General features: G+C 66.6%; 17 protein-coding genes and 1 riboswitch. Of the genes, 16 read left to right on the top strand and 1 reads right to left on the bottom strand.

From position 1 onward, the window contains the following. Nucleotides 1-550: 550 nt before the first annotated feature. Nucleotides 551-862, bottom strand: a complete 312-nt coding sequence (locus HBN54_RS23240) for a hypothetical protein (protein WP_210428026.1) — start codon at nucleotides 860-862, stop codon at nucleotides 551-553. A 575-nt stretch (nucleotides 863-1437) separates the two neighbouring features. Here HBN54_RS23240 and HBN54_RS11110 point away from each other — a divergent pair. From HBN54_RS11110 to HBN54_RS11035, 16 genes are all read left to right on the top strand, one after another. After that, nucleotides 1438-2910 (top strand): cobyric acid synthase, encoded by a 1473-nt coding sequence (locus HBN54_RS11110; RefSeq protein WP_210428025.1) that lies wholly within the window; start codon nucleotides 1438-1440, stop codon nucleotides 2908-2910. Nucleotides 2911-2923: 13 nt separating this feature from the next. Beyond that, a complete protein-coding gene (locus tag HBN54_RS11105; RefSeq protein ID WP_168673260.1) occupies nucleotides 2924-3952 on the top strand; it encodes a pyridoxal phosphate-dependent aminotransferase in 1029 nt (342 codons plus the stop codon). Continuing rightward, nucleotides 3931-4878: an adenosylcobinamide-phosphate synthase CbiB gene (gene cbiB / locus HBN54_RS11100; protein ID WP_168673259.1), complete on the top strand. Its 948-nt coding sequence runs from the start codon at nucleotides 3931-3933 to the stop codon at nucleotides 4876-4878. The genes HBN54_RS11105 and cbiB overlap by 22 nt, the downstream gene beginning before the upstream one ends. Nucleotides 4879-4925: 47 nt before the next feature. Further along, nucleotides 4926-5459 (top strand): AAA family ATPase, encoded by a 534-nt coding sequence (locus HBN54_RS11095; protein WP_168673258.1) that lies wholly within the window; start codon nucleotides 4926-4928, stop codon nucleotides 5457-5459. A gap of 29 nt (nucleotides 5460-5488) precedes the next feature. After that, nucleotides 5489-5690, top strand: a riboswitch (cobalamin riboswitch). A 233-nt stretch (nucleotides 5691-5923) separates the two neighbouring features. Further along, nucleotides 5924-6961, top strand: a complete 1038-nt coding sequence (locus HBN54_RS11090; protein WP_168673257.1) for an ABC transporter substrate-binding protein — start codon at nucleotides 5924-5926, stop codon at nucleotides 6959-6961. Beyond that, on the top strand, nucleotides 6958-8052 hold the full coding sequence (locus tag HBN54_RS11085; RefSeq protein ID WP_235955485.1) for an iron ABC transporter permease: 1095 nt from the start codon (nucleotides 6958-6960) through the stop codon (nucleotides 8050-8052). The genes HBN54_RS11090 and HBN54_RS11085 overlap by 4 nt, the downstream gene beginning before the upstream one ends. After that, complete coding sequence (locus HBN54_RS11080) at nucleotides 8052-9110, top strand: ABC transporter ATP-binding protein (RefSeq protein WP_168673256.1); 1059 nt, start codon at nucleotides 8052-8054, stop codon at nucleotides 9108-9110. The genes HBN54_RS11085 and HBN54_RS11080 overlap by 1 nt, the downstream gene beginning before the upstream one ends. 37 nt (nucleotides 9111-9147) lie before the next feature. Beyond that, nucleotides 9148-11376: a TonB-dependent receptor gene (locus HBN54_RS11075; protein WP_168673255.1), complete on the top strand. Its 2229-nt coding sequence runs from the start codon at nucleotides 9148-9150 to the stop codon at nucleotides 11374-11376. Between the two features lie 2 nt (nucleotides 11377-11378). Further along, nucleotides 11379-11882: a bifunctional adenosylcobinamide kinase/adenosylcobinamide-phosphate guanylyltransferase gene (locus HBN54_RS11070; RefSeq protein WP_168673254.1), complete on the top strand. Its 504-nt coding sequence runs from the start codon at nucleotides 11379-11381 to the stop codon at nucleotides 11880-11882. Nucleotides 11883-11907: 25 nt separating this feature from the next. Then, on the top strand, nucleotides 11908-12516 hold the full coding sequence (locus tag HBN54_RS11065; protein ID WP_168673253.1) for a cob(I)yrinic acid a,c-diamide adenosyltransferase: 609 nt from the start codon (nucleotides 11908-11910) through the stop codon (nucleotides 12514-12516). Continuing rightward, the gene (cobT, locus tag HBN54_RS11060) at nucleotides 12513-13559 is read left to right on the top strand and encodes a nicotinate-nucleotide--dimethylbenzimidazole phosphoribosyltransferase (RefSeq protein ID WP_168673252.1); all 1047 of its coding nucleotides are present in this window, start codon (nucleotides 12513-12515) and stop codon (nucleotides 13557-13559) included. The genes HBN54_RS11065 and cobT overlap by 4 nt, the downstream gene beginning before the upstream one ends. Nucleotides 13560-13579: 20 nt before the next feature. Further along, nucleotides 13580-14380, top strand: a complete 801-nt coding sequence (locus HBN54_RS11055; protein ID WP_168673251.1) for an adenosylcobinamide-GDP ribazoletransferase — start codon at nucleotides 13580-13582, stop codon at nucleotides 14378-14380. Continuing rightward, nucleotides 14377-14955, top strand: coding sequence for a histidine phosphatase family protein (locus HBN54_RS11050; RefSeq protein ID WP_168673250.1), 579 nt, complete (start codon nucleotides 14377-14379; stop codon nucleotides 14953-14955). The genes HBN54_RS11055 and HBN54_RS11050 overlap by 4 nt, the downstream gene beginning before the upstream one ends. Before the next feature lie 312 nt (nucleotides 14956-15267). Beyond that, nucleotides 15268-15408, top strand: a complete 141-nt coding sequence (locus tag HBN54_RS11045; RefSeq protein ID WP_168673249.1) for a hypothetical protein — start codon at nucleotides 15268-15270, stop codon at nucleotides 15406-15408. 26 nt (nucleotides 15409-15434) lie between these two features. Then, nucleotides 15435-15884, top strand: coding sequence for a hypothetical protein (locus HBN54_RS11040; RefSeq protein ID WP_168673248.1), 450 nt, complete (start codon nucleotides 15435-15437; stop codon nucleotides 15882-15884). A 114-nt stretch (nucleotides 15885-15998) separates the two neighbouring features. Continuing rightward, a complete protein-coding gene (locus HBN54_RS11035; RefSeq protein WP_168673247.1) occupies nucleotides 15999-20267 on the top strand; it encodes a beta strand repeat-containing protein in 4269 nt (1422 codons plus the stop codon). Nucleotides 20268-20311: the final 44 nt, after the last annotated feature.

The raw sequence follows: 20311 nt of genomic DNA, 5'->3' as shown, positions 1-20311 counted from the left end.
CCGATTGGCTATCGACTACGAATTTACCCCCCGCTCCCATGAAGCTTGGCTGCTTATTGCCAACTTGACCATGTGTCTCAATCGATTAGCTCCCGTCTAATTCCCTAACACCCTCTAAGGAGACACGGCTGAATGACGGCCTAGTGCCATGCAGATAGGCGTGCCCGCTTCGGTTTACTGAAACGGTGGCAAGCTAAACGAGCTCCGTTCAAAATAAGGAGGGTTAGTACAGTGACTGCTCCGCTAATGAAAATAAGCGCGTACAATCTCTTGCTTAAACCATTTTCCACCGAGCAAGGGGTTAAAGTAGGTAAGCATGCCATCTGCGTCTACGTCCTGAGGAGAAAGGGACTCGATAAATGAATAAGTGCGCACCAAGTGGGCTTTGGCGGTCGCCAACCGCGGCGAGGAGGGCCGGTACGGGTGCAGGTACGTCAACAGCTGGGGCACCCTAACGCCGGGCCATTCCGGGCGCAGGCCGGTAATGGGCTCCTATTTTTGAACGGGCCGTGTTCACCGACCCACCCTTTAAATGCACTCCGGCTCTTATCTACTCTGGTAGTCTAATCGACCCAAAAGTGCAGGGCACCGGCCCCCAGTGGGCGCTGCCGGAGGAGAGCCACCTTTTGGTCATGGGTACGCTGAGCGTGTACGCTAAAACAGTTTTGGTTTGCCCCGGTAGCATGCTATTGCCCGGAATTTCGACCAACAAGATGGCGGCAGAATGGCCATCCTTTACCCAGAAACCGCCACGAAAGCCGTTGTGAATTTCTGGGTAGAAGCGGTCATCGTTCGGCGGGCTGTATGTAAGCTGCACGGACAGCTCCCCCGCTTCTGTCGAGTTCTTATCAGCGTCGTTCATCTTATTCGCAAGATACCCAGCTAGGCAATAGGCTCGTTCACGTTCCCTTCGGCGTTGAGGTAATCGCACTTCAACGAGAACTACCTGGAAAGCACGAAGTACCCGTATGCCACCTTTAAGGGTTGTTGCCGGGCTTGCTCAATCTGACGCAGGACGGCACCTATCCGGTGGCCGGCACCGGCGGAGCTGACCATTCACGGGGTAGCCGTGGCGCGCACCATTCCGTGCACGCTGGAGGGTGCGCAAGGGCGTGTGCACGGTGAGCAGCAAGTTTGCGGCGAAGCTGGTGGACCACCGCATGTAAGTGCCCACGCTGGTGTTCAATAAGATTGCCGAAACCATCGACATCGCGGTGGAAGGGATGCTGGTCCCGTATGCGGTGCCGGCCTCAGCGGTCAAATAGGATTCTATTTCATCAGCGTCGTTCGACAAAGCGGTAGAAAGGCTTGCCTACGGCGACCTCCGGTTCGACAGGCAAACGGTGGATGAGCGTGACGGATTATTTGCCCCTATTGGTGGTGCGATAGAAAGAGCCAGGGAATACTTTTGTGGCCCGCGCTCTTTTTTCTCGCTTTATGCTTCGTTCCATCATGTTTGTCGGCACCGCGTCCGACGTGGGCAAAAGCGTCATCACGGCGGGATTCTGCCGCATTTTCCGGCAGGACGGGTATCACCCGGCGCCGTTCAAGGCCCAGAACATGTCGCTGAACAGCTACGCCACGCCCGAAGGGCTGGAAATTGGGCGGGCGCAGGCCGTGCAGGCCGAGGCGGCGGGCATTGCCTGCCACGTCGACATGAACCCGGTGCTGCTCAAGCCCACCTCCGACCAGGCCTCGCAGGTAGTGCTCAACGGCCGGCCCATCGGCACGCAGTCGGCCTACGAGTACTTCCGTGAAAACGACCGGCACGAACTGTTTCAGGCCGCTACGAAGGCCTACGACCGGCTGGCGGCCCGCTACGCACCCGTGGTGCTGGAGGGCGCTGGCAGCATCTCGGAGTTGAACCTGAAGCGCCGCGACATCACCAACCTTCGCATGGCCCAACACGCTGGTGCCGCCACGTACCTGATTGCTGATATTGACAAAGGCGGCGTGTTCGGCAGCGTATTTGGCACCCTGGCCCTGCTGGAGCCGGAAGAGAAAGCCTGCATCAAGGGCATTATCATCAATAAGTTTCGGGGCGATGCGCGGCTGTTTGAGGACGGCCGGCAGCAACTGGAACAGCTGACGGGCGTGCCCGTGGTGGGCGTGCTGCCCTACTTTCGCGACATCTTCATCGAGGAGGAAGACTCGGTGGCCCTGACCCGCAAGCAGCGTCCGGCCGGGCCGGCCGGCCGCGTGCGGGTGGCCGTGGTGCTGCTGGGCCGCCTGTCGAACTTCACCGACTTCGACGCGCTGGCCCACGACCCCCGGGCGGAGTTGTTCTTCACCCGCGACGCCACCGAAATGAGCGAAGCCGACGTCATCATTCTGCCCGGCAGCAAAAACACCATCGCCGACCTGCTCGCCCTCACCAACAGCGGCTTGTCGGCCGCCATCGTGCAGGCTCACCGCGCCGGCAAAACCGTGGTCGGCATCTGCGGCGGCTACCAGATGCTGGGCCGCTCGGTGGAAGACCCCGATGGCGTGGAAGGCCCCGTGCCCGCCGCCGTGGGCCTGGGTTTGCTGCCCGTGCGCACGGTGCTGCACGGCGAAAAAACCACCCGGCAGCGCCAGTTCGCCTTCCGGGACGGCGCGGCGGCCGACTGCCGGGGCTACGAAATTCACATGGGCCAGACCACCGCCGACGGCCCCGCCCAACCCGTGGCCACGCTCGACGACGGCACGCCCGACGGCTACTTTGCCGGCCCGCGCTGCTGGGGCACCTACCTGCACGGCATCCTCGACAACGCGGCGGTGATTGACTGCTTGCTGGCACCCTACACCGAACAGAAAACCGCCGTGCCGCTGGATTTCGCTGCGTTCAAAAACGAGCAGTACGACCGGCTGGCCGCCCACATCCGCGCCCACGTCGACATGGAGCAGATTTACGCGGCCCTGCAACCCTAAACCCTCCCCTATTATGCTGCACGGACACGGCGACGACGGCTACCGACACCCCCACCCCCTCGTGGCCGATTTCAGCTCCAACGTGTGGTACGGTGGCGAGCCGGCGGGGCTGAAAGACTACGTATTTGGTCAGTGGAACACCGTAAATCGCTACCCTGAAGTACTGGCCGAAAACCTGGCCGCACGCGTGGCGACCCACCACGGCCTGCCGGCGGGCCAGGTGCTGATGAGCAGCGGCACCACCGAAAGCATCTACCTCGTGGCGCAGGCCTGGGCGGGGCGGCGCACCACCGTCGTCACCCCGGCCTTTGCCGAGTACGAAGACGCGGCCCGGCTGCACGGCCATCAGTTGTGCTTTGTGGCCTGGGAAAAGGTGCTGTCCCCTCCCCCGTTGGACGCTGATTTGGTGTTCATCTGCAACCCCAATAACCCAACCGGCAGCGTGCTGCGCGAACCGGAGCTGACGGAGCTGCTGGCCCGCTACCCCGCCACCGTATTCGTGCTCGACGAGGCTTTCATTGAGTTCACCACCAGCATTGCCTCCGCCGTGCCGCTGCTGGCCCGGTTTGACAACCTGCTGATTCTGCGCTCCATGACCAAGGCCTACGCCATCCCCGGCCTGCGACTGGGCTACGTGGTGGCCTCGGATAAGCTCATTGCCCGCCTCACCCGCGGCAAACCGCCTTGGACGGTGAACGCGCTGGCCGCCGCCGCGGGCCACTTCCTATTCGAGCATTTCGCCGCCGTGCAGCCTCCGGTTGTGCAGCTGCTCGCCGACCGCGCGGCCTTCGCCGCGCAACTGGCCGGCAATGCTGGTCTGGACATCATGCCAAGCCACACGCACTACTTTGTAGGAGCCCTGCGCCACGGCACCGCGGCCTACCTCAAGCGCTGGCTGCTGACTACCCACGGTCTGCTGATTCGGGATGCGGCTAATTTCCGGGGCCTTAGCCCCGCGCACTTCCGCCTCTGCACCCGCCCGGCGGCCGACAACCAACTCCTCCTCAACGCCCTGCGCCAATGGACCGATTTACCCGCCTAGCCGCCCCGCTGGCCCTGGGCTACGCCCTCGACCTGCTGCTGGCTGACCCCGAGAGCTGGCCCCACCCCGTGCGCACCTACGGGGCACTGATTGCCGCCGGGGAACAGCGCCTGAACCACGGGCAGCACCGTTTTGTAAAGGGTGCCCTGCTGGCAAGCGGGCTAGTGGGCGGGGCATATGGCCTTTTCACCCTGCTGGATAACGTTTTACGCCGGCTGCCCGCTGGAATGGCTCTGGCGGCCAACAGCGCCTGGGTATTCTACGGCCTGGCCAATACCGGCCTGGTGCGCGAGGGCCGGGCGGTGTTTGAGGTGCTGGAGCGGGAAGGCCTGGAAGCCGGGCGCCGGCAGCTGGCCCGCATCGTGGGGCGCGACACGGCGCAGCTCGACGGGCAGCAAATCCGAACCGCCGTGCTCGAAAGCCTGGCCGAGAACCTGAGCGACGGCGTGGTGGCGCCGCTGTGCTACTACGCCTTGGCCGGCGTGCCGGGCCTGATGGCCTACAAGATGGTGAACACCCTCGACTCGATGGTGGGCTACCGCAGCCCGCGTTATGAGCAGTTCGGCAAGTTTGCCGCCTGCCTCGATGACGTGGCCAACTTGGTGCCGGCCCGCCTCACGGCCGGCATGCTAGCGGGGCTGGGCGGCAGCGGACGCGGCTTCCGGTTCATTTTCCGGTACGGCGACCAGCACAAAAGCCCCAATGCGGGCTACCCCGAAGCAGCCGTGGCCGGCGTGCTCGACTGCCGTTTCGGCGGCCCCAACTACTACCACGGCCAACTCGTGCCCAAGCCCTACATCGGCGAGAACCCGCGACGATTGGAGCACGCTGAAATTAACCGCGTGGCCCGGCTCAACCACGCGGTGTGCGGCGCGGTGGTGGCGGGCATTGTGGGGTGGCTGTGGTGGCGACGGGGCCGAAACTAAAACGTACCGCAGAACAACAGCTTTCTCTTGTCCACAGCTACCAGTAAATGTCGCTCTACCTGATTTCCGGCGGCCCCGGCGCCGGCAAAAGCACCTTGCTAAGCGCCCTGCACGAGGCGGGATTTGCCGGGTCGGAGGAGGTGTCGCGCCAGCTTATCCGCGAGCAGGTGGCAGGGGGCGGTGCGCTGGTGCCCTGGCAGGATTTGGCCGGCTTTGCCGAACTTGCGCTGGAGCGGATGATACAGCAGCACGCGGCCGCCGTGCGGCGTGGGGGCATCACGTTTTTCGACCGGGGCCTACCCGACCTGGTGGCGTACCTGGAGGCGGCCGGCCTGCCGGTGGGGCGGCACTACTACCGGGCCCTGGCCGCGCACCCCTGTCACCGGCAGGCCTTGCTGGCCCCGCCGTGGCCGGAAATCTACGTGAATGACCCCGAGCGGTGGCAGACGCTGGCCGAAGCCACCGCGCTGCACCAGGCCCTGCGCCGCACGTACCAGCGGCTGGGATTTGAAGTGCTGGAGCTGCCCAGGACCACGGTTTTGGGGCGGGTGGCGTGGGTGCGGGCGGTCCTGGCCGTCTGAAAAATTAGACATTGCCGCCCCCAACCGGTAGCTTTGCGGCAAGTAAGGGTAATCGTTGCCGCGGTGCGGGGCGATTTGAAAAGGGAATCCGGTGTAATTCCGGGACAGTCTCCGCTGCTGTAACCTCCACTAAAAACCCGGCCGATACGTGGCGCCACTGTTCCTGCGGGAATGGGAAGGCCATCGGCCGGGGGAGGAAGTCAGAAGACCTGCCGTTGCTACATACAGTCACAGCTTTCGGCAGAAAGGCTCGTCGTACCATGACCCACCCCCCGCTTTCCCCCGGCTGTGCCGGGGGCACTCGTCGTTTTTTTGCCCGCCAGTACCGGGCCGTGTTGCTTGCCCTGCTGTGGGGCGGGTGCTTGCCGGGATTGGGCCAACCGGCGGCCCGGCCAGCGGCAGCTCCAAATCCCGCTCCCCGCATTAGCGCGCCAACGCCCCGCGCAGCTATAGGCCGCACAACCGTGCAATACGCGAAGGGCTTCACCATTGCGTACACGGGCCGCTACAAAGTCGTCACCATTCTGAGCCCGTTTGAGCAGAAAACCACGGCCACCCGCTACTTGTTGGTGCCCCGCGGCATGGCGCACCCGGCGGGCTACCCCGACAGCCGGGTTATCGAAACGCCGATTCGCAGCTTGGTGGGCATGTCGTCAATGCACATTGCGCTGGCCGATTTTCTGGGCGCCGCCGATGTGCTGGTGGGCGTGGGCGACCTGAAATACGCCTCGGCCCCGCGGGTGCGCCAGCGCATTGCCGCGGGCCAGATTTTCGAGGTGGGCCTGGGCAAGCAGCTGAACAACGAACTGCTCATCACCCGCAACCCCGACCTGGTGATGACCACCGGCTGGCCCGGCGAGGGCCTCACCCGCTTCCAGACCCTGAGCGCGGCCGGCGTGCCGGTGATGATAAACTCCGAGTGGGTGGAAACTACGCCCCTGGCCCGCGCCGAGTGGGTGAAGGTGTTAGCCGCGCTGCTTAACAAAGAAGACCTGGTGAACGAGAAGTTCGGCCGGGTGGCCCGCGAGTACCAGCGCCTGGCCGCCCTGGCGCAAACGGCCGTCCGACGCCCGTCGGTGGTGGTGGGCACGCCCTTCAAGGACGTGTGGTACGTACCCGACGCCAACAGCTACATGGCCCAGTTTCTGCGCGACGCCGGCGCCGCCTACCATTGGGACCAAACCAACTCGCCGAGCGGCAGCCTGGCGCTCAGCTTCGAGGCCGTGGCGCCGGTGGCCCTGGCCGCCGACTTCTGGCTGCACACGGGCTCGCTGACTTCCAAAGCCGGCTTGCTGGCCCAGGACGCCCGGTTCGCCGCCTTTGCCCCCTACAAAACCGGCCGGGTGTTCAACAACAACCGCCGCACCAACGCCCAGGGTGCCAACGACTACTGGGAATCGGGCGCGCTGCATCCCGATGTGGTGCTGGCCGACCTCATCCGGATTCTGCACCCGGAGCTGCTGCCGCGTGGGCCGCTTTACTATTACCTCCCTATCCAATGATGACGGCCCAACGCCCGGCCGGAACCGAGGTACAAGCCCCGCAAACCGCGGGGCGGCCGGTGGGCTGGCTGCTGTCCCTGGCTGGGCTGGTGCTGGTGGCTTTTGTGCTCGACGTGGCCCTGGGGCCGGTGCGCATCCCGCTGCCCACCGTGGTGCGGCTGCTGCTGGGCCACGCCGGCCCCGACGACACGGCCGCAGCCTTCATCGTGAACCAGATTCGGCTGCCCAAGGCCCTCACCGCGCTGGTGGTGGGTATGGGACTGGCCGTGAGCGGCCTGCAGATGCAAACCTTATTTCGCAACCCGCTGGCCGGGCCTTCGGTGTTGGGCCTTACGGCCGGCGCGGGCCTGGGCGTGGCGCTGGTGATGCTGGCGGGCGGCAGCGCGGCGGGCGGCTTCGCGGTGCGGCAGCTGGGCCTGAGCGGCAGCTGGGCGCTGGTGCTGGCCGCCACGACCGGCGCGGGCCTGGTGATGCTGGTGGTGCTGGTCCTCTCGGCGCGGGTGCGCGACAACGTGGTGATGCTGATTGTGGGGATGATGATTGCCAGCGTGACCGGGGCGGTGGTCAGCCTGTGGCAGTATTTCAGCGCCCCGGAACAGATTCAGGAATACTTGCTGTGGACGTTTGGGGCGCTGGGCGGCGTGACCGGACCGCACTTGGCGGTGTTGGGCGCCGTGGTACTGGCCGGGCTGGGGCTGGCCTTTGCCTCGGCCAAGCCGCTGAACGCGCTGCTGCTGGGCGAAAACTACGCCCGCAGCATGGGCCTGAACGTGCGGGCCTCGCGTACGCTCATCATTGCCAGCACCAGCCTGCTGGCGGGCGGCATCACGGCGTTCTGCGGGCCTATTGGGTTTGTGGGCATTGCCGTGCCGCACCTCACCCGCGCCCTGCTGCGCACCGCCGACCACCGCGTGCTGCTGCCCGGCGCCTGCCTGGTGGGGGCCGCCCTGGTGCTCGCCTGCGACTGCCTGGCCCAGCTGCCCGGCTCCCAGACGGCCCTGCCCATCAACGTGGTAACCTCGCTGCTGGGGGCACCGGTGGTGCTGTGGGTGGTGCTGCGCGGCCGCAATATTCGGTCTTCTTACGCGTGATGATGGCCCCTGCCCCTACGTCCCTGCTGCTGGCCGAGGACCTCGCCGTGGGGTATTTCCTCCGTCGCAAAAACGCCCGCGTGGTGGCCGGACCCCTGCACCTGGCCCTGCACCCCGGCGAGCTGGTGTGTTTGCTGGGCCCCAACGGGGCCGGCAAAAGCACGCTGCTGCGCACCCTGGCCGGCTTGCAGCCGCCGCTGGCCGGCCGCCTGGAAGTGGGCGGCGTGCCCCTGGCCGCCCTGAGCGCCGCCGAGCGGGCCCGCCAGTTGAGCGTGGTGCTCACCGACCGGCTCGATGCCGCCACCCTCACCGTGCAGGAGCTGGTGCGCCTGGGCCGCCACCCCCACACCGGCTGGCTGGGCAGCCTGACAGCCTACGACCACGCCCAGGTAGCCGCCGCGCTGGCCGCCACCGGCACCACGGCCTTCGCGGCCCGCCTAGTGGGGGAGCTAAGCGACGGCGAGCGGCAGAAGGTGATGCTGGCGCGCGCCCTGGCCCAGGACACGCCGGTGGTGCTGCTCGACGAGCCCACCGCCCACCTCGACCTGCCCAACCGTGTGGCCCTCATGCGCCTGTTGCACCGGCTGGCCCGTACCACCGGCAAGGCCATTCTGCTCTCGACCCACGAGCTGGACCTGGCCCTGCAGGCCGCCGACCGGGTCTGGCTGCTGCCCGCCACCGGCGCGTTGCGCACAGGTACTCCCGAAGACCTGGTGCTGAGCGGCACGTTTGCCGCCGCCTTCGAGCGCGAAGGGCTGGCCTTCGACTCTGCTTCGGGCACGTTTGCGCTGCACACGCCATCTGGCCCCGCGGTGCAGGTGGTGGGCGAAGGCGCGGCGGCATTTTGGACGCGCCGGGCGCTGGAGCGCGAAGGCTTCGTGCCGATTGCTCACCCGGCCCCCTTGCGCGTGACCGTGCCAGCCGGAGCGCAGGCCCCCCGCTGGCTGGTGCAGCTGGGCGACCGGCCCGCCCAATCCCACGAAACCATCGAAGCCCTGCTACGGGCACTGCCGCAACTGCCCAAGTTTGAGAAACCATCGGTTAATGCAACTGCCTAATACTGCAAGCAAGACTTCAACAACTTCTTAACAACCAATGACAAACACCTATTCCCATCGATTAAACCTGAATGCGCGCTCGAAAGCCCTGGTCCTGCTAGGAACGGCCCTGCTGGCCGGTGGCGCCCAGGTAGCCCAGGCCCAGGCACCCGCCGACACCCTCCGGCGCCAGCGCCTCGGCGAGGTGGTGGTGACGGCCAACCGCACGGCCACTGCGCGCAGCCAGGTGCCCCAGCAAATTCAGGTTATCAGTCGGCAGGATATTCAGCAGACACCGGCGCTGGAGTTCACCGACGTGCTCAAAAAGAATGCGTCCGTCGACATCGTGCAGTACCCCGGCTTGCTGGCGGGCGTGGGCATCCGGGGCTTCCGGCCCCAGACCGGCGGCCTGAACCAGCGCACCCTGCTGCTGGTGGATGGCCGCCCGGCCGGCACGGCCAACCTGGCCACCCTCGACCTGAACGGCGTGGAGCAGATTGAGGTACTCAAGGGGCCGGCCTCGGCGCTCTACGGCTCGCAGGCCATGGGCGGCGTGGTGAACGTGCTCACGCGCAAGTCGCGCGGCGAGGTGCGCACTGCACTCTCGGCCGGCTACGGCAGCTACCGCACCTTCCGCATTGGGGCGGCCACGGGCGGCAACATCACCAAGGGGCTTGACTTTGACTTGTCCTTCGGCTTGTATGACCGGGCCCAGGATTATAAGCTGGGCGAGGGCGGCGTGTTCCGCCGCTGGCTCGACGGCGGCAGTGCCACCAAATACTACGCCGACGGCACCACCCTGAGCACCGACGATGCCCGCGCCGATGGCCAGCGCCGGGCCTTCACCAAGCTGGGCTACTACTCGGGCGCCCTGCGCCTGGGCTACCAGCTAAGCGAGAAGTGGCGAGTGGACGTGCGCGGCGAGCGGTTTGTGGCCCGCGGCGTGCAGGCCCCGAACGACATTTTCTACGGCGACCTTGGGCCCTCGACCAAAGACATCGGGCGGCAGAACATCGACCTGAGCGCCACCGGCGACTACGCTCGCCACCAGCTGTTCGTGCGCGGCTATGCTTCGCAGGAAACCAACGACAACAACACGCTGGCCGACTTCAACAACGTGGCCATTGCCCCCTACCGCTCCTTTCAGAGCGAGCTGCAGTGGCGCGGGCTGCAGGTGAAGGACGTCATCAAGCTGGGTCGGCAGGCCATCACGGTGGGCGTGGACCGCAACGAAGCCCGGAGCAACTCCCTGCGTTTCAATGCCGCCGGCGCCAACCTCGCGCCCTTCAGTCCCAACTACGAGCTGAACACGACCGGCGTCTACGCTCAGGGCCAGCTGCGGCTGCTCGGCGACAAGCTGGTGCTCACACCCGGCGCCCGCTACGACTTCATTACCTACCGCAGCCAGGCCACCGACCTGCTCACCACCTTCACGCCGGGCCAGAAAACCAACCCCTTCTTCAGCCCCAGCCTGGGCGCGCAGTTGGAGGTGCTCGACGGCCTGCGGGCGCACGGCACCATCGGACGGGCCTACGTCACGCCCGATGCCTTCAACGTGGCGGGCTTCTCGCAGTCGGTGAGCGCCACCGGCACGCCACGTACCGCGGCCATCACGCAGGGCAACCCGGACCTGAAAAACGAAAACAGCGTGACCTGGGACGCCGGCCTGCGCTTCGACCGCCCCGCCACCGGCTTCGCGGCCGACGTCACCTACTTCGCCACCCGCGTGCAGGACCGCATCACCACCCGCGTGAGCAACCCCGTGGGCGAAACCACCCCGGAAGGTTACCTGGTGCGCTCGCGCACCAACTACGTGAACGCCAACGACAGCAACATCCGGGGCCTGGAGGCCGAAGCCGGCTACGACTTCGGCGCCCTCGCCGACAGCCGCTACGTGCTGCGGGTGTTTGCGGGCGGCACCAAAATATCCCGGGCCGAAGACGTGGTGAACAACGTGGACGGCTCGCAGACCACCCGCGACATCTTCAACGTGGCCAAGCTCAGCGGCAACTATGGCGTGGCCTACGACGGCAAGCACGGCCTGCGTGCCCGCCTGACCGGGCACTACGTGGGCACCCGCCGCGACACGGACTTCACGGATAGCAAGTCGCCGCAAATCGAGTACCCGCGCTACATGACCCTGGACTTCTCGGCGGGCTACACCCTAGCCGAGCGCCACACCTTGTCGGTGCTGGTGAATAACCTGACCGATGAAAACTACTACGAGAAGCGCGGTTTCAACCTGCCCGGCCGCAACATCAGCGGCCGCTACACGCTCACATTCTAGCCGTGCTCACGTACATCTCCGGCGGGCAGCGCTCGGGCAAAAGCCGCTACGCCCAGGACCTGGCCCTGCAGCACAGCCCCAACCCCGTGTACCTGGCCACGTCGCGGGCCTGGGACGATGACCACCGCCAGCGCATTGCCCGGCACGTAGCCGACCGCGACGCCCGCTGGACTACTCTGGAAGAAGAGAAGTACCCGAGCCGCCTGGCCCTGGCCGGCCGCACCGTGGTGCTGGACTGCGTGACGCTCTGGCTCACCAACTTCTTCGCCGACGCCGAATACGACGTGGACACGGCGCTGGAGCAAGCTAAAGCGGAGTTCGACAAGCTGCTGCTGCTGGACTGCAACCTACTGGTCATTTCTAATGAACTGGGCATGGGCCTGCACGCGACCACCGACGCTGGCCGCAAGTTCACGGACCTGCAGGGCTGGCTCAACCAGCACATTGCCCAGCGGGCCGACCGCGCCATTTTCATGGTGTCGGGCCTGCCGCTGGTCGTGAAATAACTGTTCAATAAAACATTCCCATCCCATGAAAATTTACACTAAAAAAGGTGATGCCGGCACCACGGGCCTCTTCGGCGGCTCGCGCGTGCCCAAGGACGACGTGCGCGTGGAGTGCATGGGCGACCTCGACGAGGCCAACTCCACGCTGGGTTTGCTGCGCGTGAAGCTCGGTGCGGAACATGCCTGGCAGCCGCAGCTGCACACCATCCAGAAGGACTTGATGGACATGATGTCGCACCTGGCCCGGCCTTCAGATGCCAAAAAAGTCAACACCAACCCCATGCCGGCCGAGGGCGCGCGGCAGTGCGAGGAGTGGATAGACGAGCTGGAAGGCCAGATGAAAACGGCCTCCGACTACTTCCTGCTGCCCGGCGGCAACGAAGTCTCGGCCCTGTGCCACGTGGTGCGTACCCAGATGCGCCGCGGCGAGCGCCGCCTGGTGAGCCTGATGGCCACCGACGCGGTGGACCCCGTCATCCCGGCCTACATTAACCGTTTGTCGGACCTGTTTTTCACTTTGGCCCGTGCCGAGATGGACCAGGCCGGCGTGGCCGAAGAGAAGTGGCAGCTCTTCCTCTATAAGCGTTTCAAGCGCGCCGAGGACGCGCCCCAACCCGAGCAGCCCGCCGCGTGAGCACTTGGAGCATTACCCCGCCCGATGCCGCGCTGAGCGCCTCCATCCAGCACAAAATCGACACCAAAACCAAGCCGCTGGGTGCCTTGGGCCAGCTCGAAGCCTTGGCCCATCAAATAGCCCTGGTGCAGCAAACCCTGACGCCGACGCTGCTGCGGCCGCACGTGCTGGTGTTCGCCGCCGACCACGGCATTACCCAGGCCGGCGTGAGCCAATACCCGCCCGAGGTGACGCACCAGATGGTGCGCAACTTCGCCGGCGGCGGGGCGGCCATCAACGTGTTCTGCCGTCAGAACGGACTGGGTCTGACTATCGTGGACGCGGGCGTGCGCGGCTCCTTTGCCGACCTGCCCGCCGTGCGCGACGAGAAAATCGCCGAGGGCACCCGCAATTTCCTGTACGAGCCGGCCATGAGCGCCGCCCAGTGCGCCGATGCCCTGCAACGCGGCGCCCGGCTGGTTGATGAGCTGCACGGCGGCGGTGCCAACGTGCTGGGCGTGGGCGAGATGGGCATCGGCAACACCTCCGCCGCGGCGGTGCTTATGCACCGGCTCACCGGCCGGCCGCTGGCCGAGTGCGTGGGCCGAGGTACCGGCCTGGACGCGGCGGGCCTGGCCCGCAAGCTCGATACGCTTACGCAGGCCGTTACCGCCCATCCCGGTGTAGGCACCGAGCCGCTGGCCGTGCTGGCCACGTTCGGCGGCTTTGAGATTGCGCAGATGTGCGGGGCCCTGCTGCGGGCCGCCGAGCACCGGATGCTGCTATTGATAGATGGCTTTATTGCCACGGCGGCGCTTCTGGTGGCGGCCCGGCTGGGCCCGGCGGTGCTGGATTATTGTGTGTTCTGCCACGAGTCCGGCGAGCAAGGGCACCGCTTGCTGCTGGCCGAGCTGGGGGGCACGCCGCTGCTACGCCTGGGCCTGCGCCTGGGGGAGGGCACCGGCGCGGCGCTGGCGTATCCGCTGGTGCAGGCGGCGGTGAGCTTCCTCAACGAAATGGCTTCCTTTGAAAGTGCGGGTGTAAGTGATGACTCCGGGGCATAATCTTATTATTTTGCTTGCTCATGCCTGATTCCTGGCCGCGTGCCCAACTCCGCCTGCTGCTTACGGCCGTGATGTTTTACACGCGGCTGCCCTGCCCGCGCTGGGTGGGTCACGAGCCGGAGCAGCTGAACCGGGCCACGGTGTACTTCCCGCTCATCGGCTGGCTGGTGGGGGCCGGAGCGGCCGCCGTGTACTGGGGTGCGGCGCTGCTGTGGCCGCCGGTGGTGGCGGTGCTGCTGAGCACCGGCGCGGGCGTGCTGCTCACCGGGGCCTTTCACGAAGACGGGCTGGCCGACATGTGCGACGGCTTCGGCGGCGGCTGGACCCGGGCGCGCATCCTCGATATCATGAAAGACAGCCGCATTGGCACCTACGGGCTGGTCGGGTTGGGCCTGGTGCTGGCCATCAAGGTGGCAGCGCTCAGCAGCGCGGCCAACCCCGGCCGGCCGGGCCTCTCGGTGCCGGTGCTGCTGCTGGTGGCCCATCCGCTGAGCCGGCTCACGGCGCTCACCTTCGTGCGCACCCTGCCCTACGCCCGCGAAGACCTGGACGACGGCAAGGCCAAGCCCGTGGCCCAAAGCATGCCCAACGGCCGCCTGGCCGTAGCCGCGCTGCTCGGCCTGGCACCGCTGCTTGCACTGGTGTTGTGGCGGCCGGCACCGGCGCTGCTGTGGGTGCTGTTGCCGCTGCTGGTGCTACAGCTGGTGCTCGGGCGCTGGTTTAAGCGCTGGCTGGGCGGCTACACCGGCGACTGCCTGGGGGCCACCCAGCAGCTGGCCGAAGCCCTGATTTACCTATCCCTAACCGTGCACCTGGCATGACCATCTACCTGATTCGCCACACGGCCGTCGCCGCTGCGGGCATCTGCTACGGCCACCACGACGTGCCCCTGGCCGACACTTTCGCCACCGAAGCTGCCCAGCTGCGGGCCAAGCTCCCGCCCGCCCCGGCGGCGGGTTACCGCGCCTTTAGCAGCCCCGCCGCCCGCTGCCTGGCCCTGGCCGCCGAATTTGCCGCCGAGGTGACGCCGGATGAGCGCCTGCGCGAAATGCATTTTGGCACCTGGGAAAACCGCGCCTGGAACGACCTGCCCGCCGCCGAAACTGCGCCCTGGATGGCCGACTACGTGAACCTGGCCCCACCCGGTGGCGAAACATTTGGGGCCGTACAGGCGCGGGCCGCCGCCTTTTTGGCCGACCTGGAGGCGTCAGCGGTCCCGCTCCGAAAAGACGCGGCCACGCTGGTGTTCACCCACGGCGGCACCATCCGGGCACTGGTGGCCCACTGCCTGGAAATGCCCCTGCGCAACGCGTTTCAGCTGCAGGTTGATTTCGCGTCGGTGACCCGGCTGCAGCAGCAGCACGGGCGCTGGAACCTGCTGGGCCTGAACGGCTAATTCATCCAGCCCCGACGGCCGGCGCGGCGGGTGGCCGCTCAGGCATGATTACCTGGCTGCCCACGCCGAAGGCATCGGGGTAGGCTGGGTGTCGGTGTTCGACCCCGGCCACCGGCGCATCCTCTGCCAGATGCCCGCGGGCAGCGAGCGGCCCCCACCACGGTCACGCTCGCCATCAGCGGCGGCAACGGCAGCAAGCAGCTGCGGCTCGTTACCCAAGAGCCGGCCCTGGGCTTCCAGCCCCTGGACGGCACGACGTACGCCGCCAAGGCCACCTTCGGTCAGGGCGACCAGCCGGCCCCCGGCACCTACGTGGTCGGGGCCACCAGCTCGACGTCGCTGACGCTAACGGGCCTGGTAACCAATGTGGAATACACCTTCGCCGTGTTCGACCATAACGACAATGCCACCAGTAGGGCCGAAAACTACCTGCTCACGCCCCACGGGGCCTGAAAGAGGTCGTGGGCTGGACCCTGGGCGTGTTCACTTTCCTACTCCTCGCAGGGCTTGGCTGGAGCCAACACCTGAAGGAACAGGGCCAGCACGCCATCCGGCAACAAGAGGCCCAAGTAGCCCGCATGCCATTTATCCGGCTTACGGTGCAACAGCCCGGCTTGCGGCCCTACCCATTGGGTCGGGGTCGCATCGAAGTGTCCCCGCATGACTCGACGCAGCGGCTGGTGATTTCGGGCGACCTGCCCGACGGCCAGCGACTGCGGGCGCGCTTTACGGCCGCTCGCGGAACGTTCTCGCTCGTTGAAACCGATGTAGTGGCCGTCAGCACCGAGGAAGGCGCGGCCACACAGGCCAGCGGCCACAGCTTTTATGCGCCCGACGCGCAAACGGTGCAGGGCGAATTTCGGTGCGTGCTACCGTCGGGCGAGCCGCTTTCTGTTACTTTTTTACCGACGCCCGTAGCCCGGCGGTAAGACACGTCCCGCCGTCCATGGCCTGGGTGACAAACCACGGCCGGAGTATAATACCGGATTTACCTTTATCGCATTCTTCCATCTCCCAATCAATTCCCTTCCTTTTCACGCCCTATGCCCCACTTGTATCCCCCTTCGTTCTCGGCGCTACCCCGCTGGCTAACGGTACTGCTGTTATTCGTATCAGCCCCGGGCTTGACGCTCGGCCAAACCCCGGTGATTACGGCCGTGTCGCCGACGGCGAACAGCCGGGCGGCGGCCCGCACCACGCCGGTCACGGTCACCTTCGACCAACCACTGGCGGCCAGCTCGACCGCCGCGCTGAAGATTTATTCCGCGCAGCGCGGCGGCCTGCGCACCCGGGGCACCACCCCGGCCGTGGTGAGCGGCAACAACATCACGTTCACGCCCAGCGCCCATGCGTTCTCACCGGGCGAAACGGTGTTCAGCACCGTCACCACGGCGGCCCAGGCCAGCTCCGGGGGCACGCTCGCCCAGCCCCGGGTGCAGCAGTTCACCGCGGCCGTGGGCGGCACCGGCCGCGGCACGTTTGTGCCCACCAGCAGCCTGGCCGTGCCCAACATGCCCGCCGCCGTCGCAGCCGGCGACGTGGACGGCGACGGCGACCTGGACCTGGTGACGGCCAACAGCGCGGCCAGCTCCATCACCGTGTTGCGCAACAACGGCAGCGGCACCTACACCATCGCCACGAGCGCCAACCTGCCCCAACAGTCCATCGCCCTGGCCCTGGGCGACGTGGACGGGGACGGCGACCTGGACGTGGTCGCTTCCAGCTTTGGCGGCGGCAACGGCACGGGCAGCACCGTGAGCATCCGGCTCAATGGCGGCGATGCCAGCGGCTCCAACACCGGCGCGTTCAGCAACGGCTCGGACGTGGCGGTGGGCAGCGGACCCAGCACCGTGGCCCTGGGCGACGTGGACGGCGACGGCGACCTGGATTTTGTCGTGGCCTTGAACGGCACGCTGGGCAACGGCACGGCGGTGCGCGTGGTGCTCAACGGCGGCAACGCCACGGGCTCGAACACCGGCGTGTTCAGCAACGGCAGCAGCGTGGCCGTCGGCACGGGTCCCTTCGTGGTAGCCCTGGGCGACGTGGACAACGACGGCGACCTGGACCTGGTGACCACGCTCATCGACGCGGCGGGCAACGGCAGCGTTCGGGTGAGTCTGAACGCAGGCAACGGCACGTTCGGCGGCGGGAGCACCGTGGCGGTGCTCTCGGCGGCGGGCCTGGCCCTGGCCGATGTGAACGCCGACGGCTACCTCGACATCCTCACCGAAGCCAGCGTGCGCCTCAACACGGCCAACGGCACCGGCACCTTCGGGGGCGGCTCGGACCCGGCCCCGGATTTCGGCGGGTATGTAGCCGTAGCGGACGTGGATGCCGACGGGGACCTGGACCTGGTGACCGGCAACGTCAACGGGCGAAGCTCGTTAAGCGTGCGCCTCAACAACGGCAGCGGCACCTTCAGCGGCGGCTACGACCTGAATCTCGGCGACCAGAAGTACTACATTACCCTGGCCGACGTGGACGGCGATGGCGATGTGGACGTGGTATCGGCCAACCCCAAGGACGCGCAGTCGGTGAGCATTCTGCTCAATGCGGCCGCGCCGGCACCCACCATTACCAGCTTCACGCCCACCAGCGGCCCGGCCGGCACCACGGTCACCATCACCGGCACCAACCTGACCGGCACCAGCGTCATCACCTTCGGCGGCACGGGTGCTAATACGGTCACGAGCGGCTTCACCGTGAACGCGGCCGGCACCCAAATCACGGGCATCGTGGTGCCCACCGGGGCCCAAACCGGCCCGATTAGCGTCACTGCCCCCGGCGGCACCGCGACCAGCACCACCCCCTTCACGGTGCCCGTGCCCACGCTTACCAGCATTTCGCCCACCAGCGGGGCCGTGGGCACCAGCGTCACGCTTACCGGCACCTTGTTGAGCGGGGCGACCCAAGTGAGCTTCAACGGGACGACGACCAGCACCTTCACCAGCAATTCGGCGACGCAGTTCGTGCTGGCCGTGCCCCCCGGGGCCACCACCGGCCCCGTCACGGTCACCACCCCAGCCGGTACCTCTAACGCCGTGACGTTCACGGTCACCTGTCCGGTCGCCACCATCACCTACAGTGCCGCCAGCTACTGCCAGACGGCCAGCAACAATCCTGCGCCCACTATCACCGGCCCCACGGGTGGCAGTTTCACCTCGACCACCGGCCTTATGCTGAATGCCACGACCGGCGTTATCACGCTGGCTTCTACTACGCCGGGCACTTACACCATCCGCTACACCGGGGGCACGGCCAGCTGCCCCACCAGCGCGACCGCGCAGGTAACCGTCGTGGCGGCTCCGGTGGCGACGTTCTCCTACCCCACGGCCACGACGTATTGTGCCGGCAGCACCAGTACCGTAACGCCCACGTTGGACACCGGCGCTTCGGCCGGCATATTTACTTCGACGACGGGCCTGAGCATCAACGCCACCACGGGCGTTATCACGCTCAGCACTTCCACGGCCGGCACCTACACCGTGACCAACACGGTGGCTGCCGCCAGCGGGTGCGCGGCCGCCACGGCCACCACCACGGTGACCATCACGCCAGCCACGACGGCCACGTTCGCCTACTCGGGTGCTACGTTTTGCGCCACCGGCACCAACCCCACACCCACGGTGACGGGCACCAGCGGCGGCACGTTCAGTTCGACTACGGGCCTAAGCCTGAACGCCACCACGGGGGCCATCAACCTGAGCAATTCGACCCCGGGCACCTACACCGTGACCTACACGGTGGCCGGGGTGTGCGGCAGCGCGGCCACGGCTTCGGTGACTATCACTTCGGGCCAAGTAGCGGCCTTCAGCTACGGCAACGCCGCGACTTATTGCGTGAGCGGTACGACCAACCCAGCCCTCACGCTCGGCACGGGCGCTACGGCCGGTACGTTCACCTCGACCACCGGCCTGACTCTGAATGCGACGACCGGGGCCATCACGCTGGCTTCCTCCACGGCCGGCACCTACACCGTGACCAACACTGTCGCCGCTGCCGGCGGCTGCGCTGCCGCCACGGCCACGAGCACGGTAACCATCACGGCCGCCCCCATTGCCCTATTCAGCTACGGTGCGAGCATCCCTACCTTCTGCGTAAGCGGTACCACCGACCCAACGGTCGTGTTAGTCGCGGGCGCCTCGAGGGGCGTATTCACCTCGACCACGGGACTGTCAATTAACGCCGCGAGTGGCTTGATTGTGCTTTCAGCTTCGACACCTGGCACTTATACGGTGACCAATACGGTAGCCGCCGCCAACGGCTGCGCCACCACCACGGCCACGACTCAGGTGACCATCACGGCCTTTCCAGTTGCTACGTTCTCCTACGCCAGCGCTACCTACTGCGTAACCGGTACCAACCCCGCACCCGTACTGGCTGCGGGTGCCAGTGCTGGCAGCTTCCTGGCATCAATTCCCGGTTTGGTCATTGATGCCAATACTGGTGTAATCAATTTGGCGGCCAGCACTCCTGGTACCTATACGGTTACCAATGGCATCGGTGCCGCCGGCGGCTGCGCCGCCACCACGGCCACTACCCCGGTGACTATCACAGCTGCTCCGACGGCCGCATTCAGCTACGCCACCACCAGCGCCTGCGCGGGCTCGGCCACGCTGCTGCCCGTGACGCTGGGCACGGGCGCTTCGGCCGGCACTTTCACCGCCAGTACTGGCTTGAGCCTGAACGCCACGACCGGTGCGGTGGACCCGGCTACCTCCACGACCGGCACTTACACCGTGACCAACACGGTAGCCGCCGCCGGTGGTTGCGCCGCCGCCACGGCCACGGCCACCTTCACGGTGAACCCGCGCCCGGCCACGCCCACCCTCAGCGTGGTTTACAACGGCACCACGACGACGCTGACCTCCAGCGCCACGACTGGCAACCAGTTCTTCCTCAACGGCGTGGCCATTGCCGGCGCGACGGGCCAGACCTACGTGGTGAACGGCCTGCCCGCTCAGTACGGCTCCTACACCGTGACCACCACCAATGCCAACGGCTGCGTTTCGCTGCCCTCGACCCCACGGGTTATCACGGCGGCCCGCAACGGCATTGCCGGGACCAGCCTGCTGGTGTATCCCAACCCCACGCCCACGGGCCAGGTAACCCTGGAGCTGACCGGCTACCGCCTCGCCACCCAGTTCACGGTGCTTGATGCGCTGGGCCGGGTTATCCTCAGCGAGCTGCTGCCGGCCAATGCCGGTACCGCCACCCGCACCCTCGACCTGACGGGTGTGGCCACGGGCGTGTACCTGTTGCGCCTGCGCAACACCGACGGCGTGGAAACCCGCCGCCTAATGCGCGAATAGTCCCGCCAGGCACCCACAAAAATCCCCGCTGGTATTGCCAGCGG

This window comes from Hymenobacter artigasi (assembly GCF_012275535.1).
In the GTDB taxonomy this organism is placed as follows: Bacteria; Bacteroidota; Bacteroidia; order Cytophagales; family Hymenobacteraceae; genus Hymenobacter; species Hymenobacter artigasi.
Note: the sequence above shows the minus strand (reverse complement) of the source record. Positions and strands in the feature narration are given on the sequence as shown.

Excerpts from the sequence above, each read along its gene's own strand:
- HBN54_RS11110 (WP_210428025.1), top strand. The coding sequence starts at position 1,438 with ATGCTTCGTTCCATCATGTTTGTCGGCACCGCGTCCGACGTGGGCAAA.
- HBN54_RS11085 (WP_235955485.1), top strand. The coding sequence starts at position 6,958 with ATGATGACGGCCCAACGCCCGGCCGGAACCGAGGTACAAGCCCCGCAA.
- HBN54_RS11105 (WP_168673260.1), top strand. The coding sequence starts at position 2,924 with ATGCTGCACGGACACGGCGACGACGGCTACCGACACCCCCACCCCCTC.
- HBN54_RS23240 (WP_210428026.1), bottom strand. The coding sequence starts at position 862 with ATGAACGACGCTGATAAGAACTCGACAGAAGCGGGGGAGCTGTCCGTG.
- HBN54_RS11065 (WP_168673253.1), top strand. The coding sequence starts at position 11,908 with ATGAAAATTTACACTAAAAAAGGTGATGCCGGCACCACGGGCCTCTTC.
- HBN54_RS11035 (WP_168673247.1), top strand. The coding sequence starts at position 15,999 with ATGCCCCACTTGTATCCCCCTTCGTTCTCGGCGCTACCCCGCTGGCTA.
- HBN54_RS11050 (WP_168673250.1), top strand. The coding sequence starts at position 14,377 with ATGACCATCTACCTGATTCGCCACACGGCCGTCGCCGCTGCGGGCATC.
- cbiB (WP_168673259.1), top strand. The coding sequence starts at position 3,931 with ATGGACCGATTTACCCGCCTAGCCGCCCCGCTGGCCCTGGGCTACGCC.
- HBN54_RS11080 (WP_168673256.1), top strand. The coding sequence starts at position 8,052 with ATGATGGCCCCTGCCCCTACGTCCCTGCTGCTGGCCGAGGACCTCGCC.
- HBN54_RS11095 (WP_168673258.1), top strand. The coding sequence starts at position 4,926 with ATGTCGCTCTACCTGATTTCCGGCGGCCCCGGCGCCGGCAAAAGCACC.
- HBN54_RS11055 (WP_168673251.1), top strand. The coding sequence starts at position 13,580 with ATGCCTGATTCCTGGCCGCGTGCCCAACTCCGCCTGCTGCTTACGGCC.
- HBN54_RS11075 (WP_168673255.1), top strand. The coding sequence starts at position 9,148 with ATGACAAACACCTATTCCCATCGATTAAACCTGAATGCGCGCTCGAAA.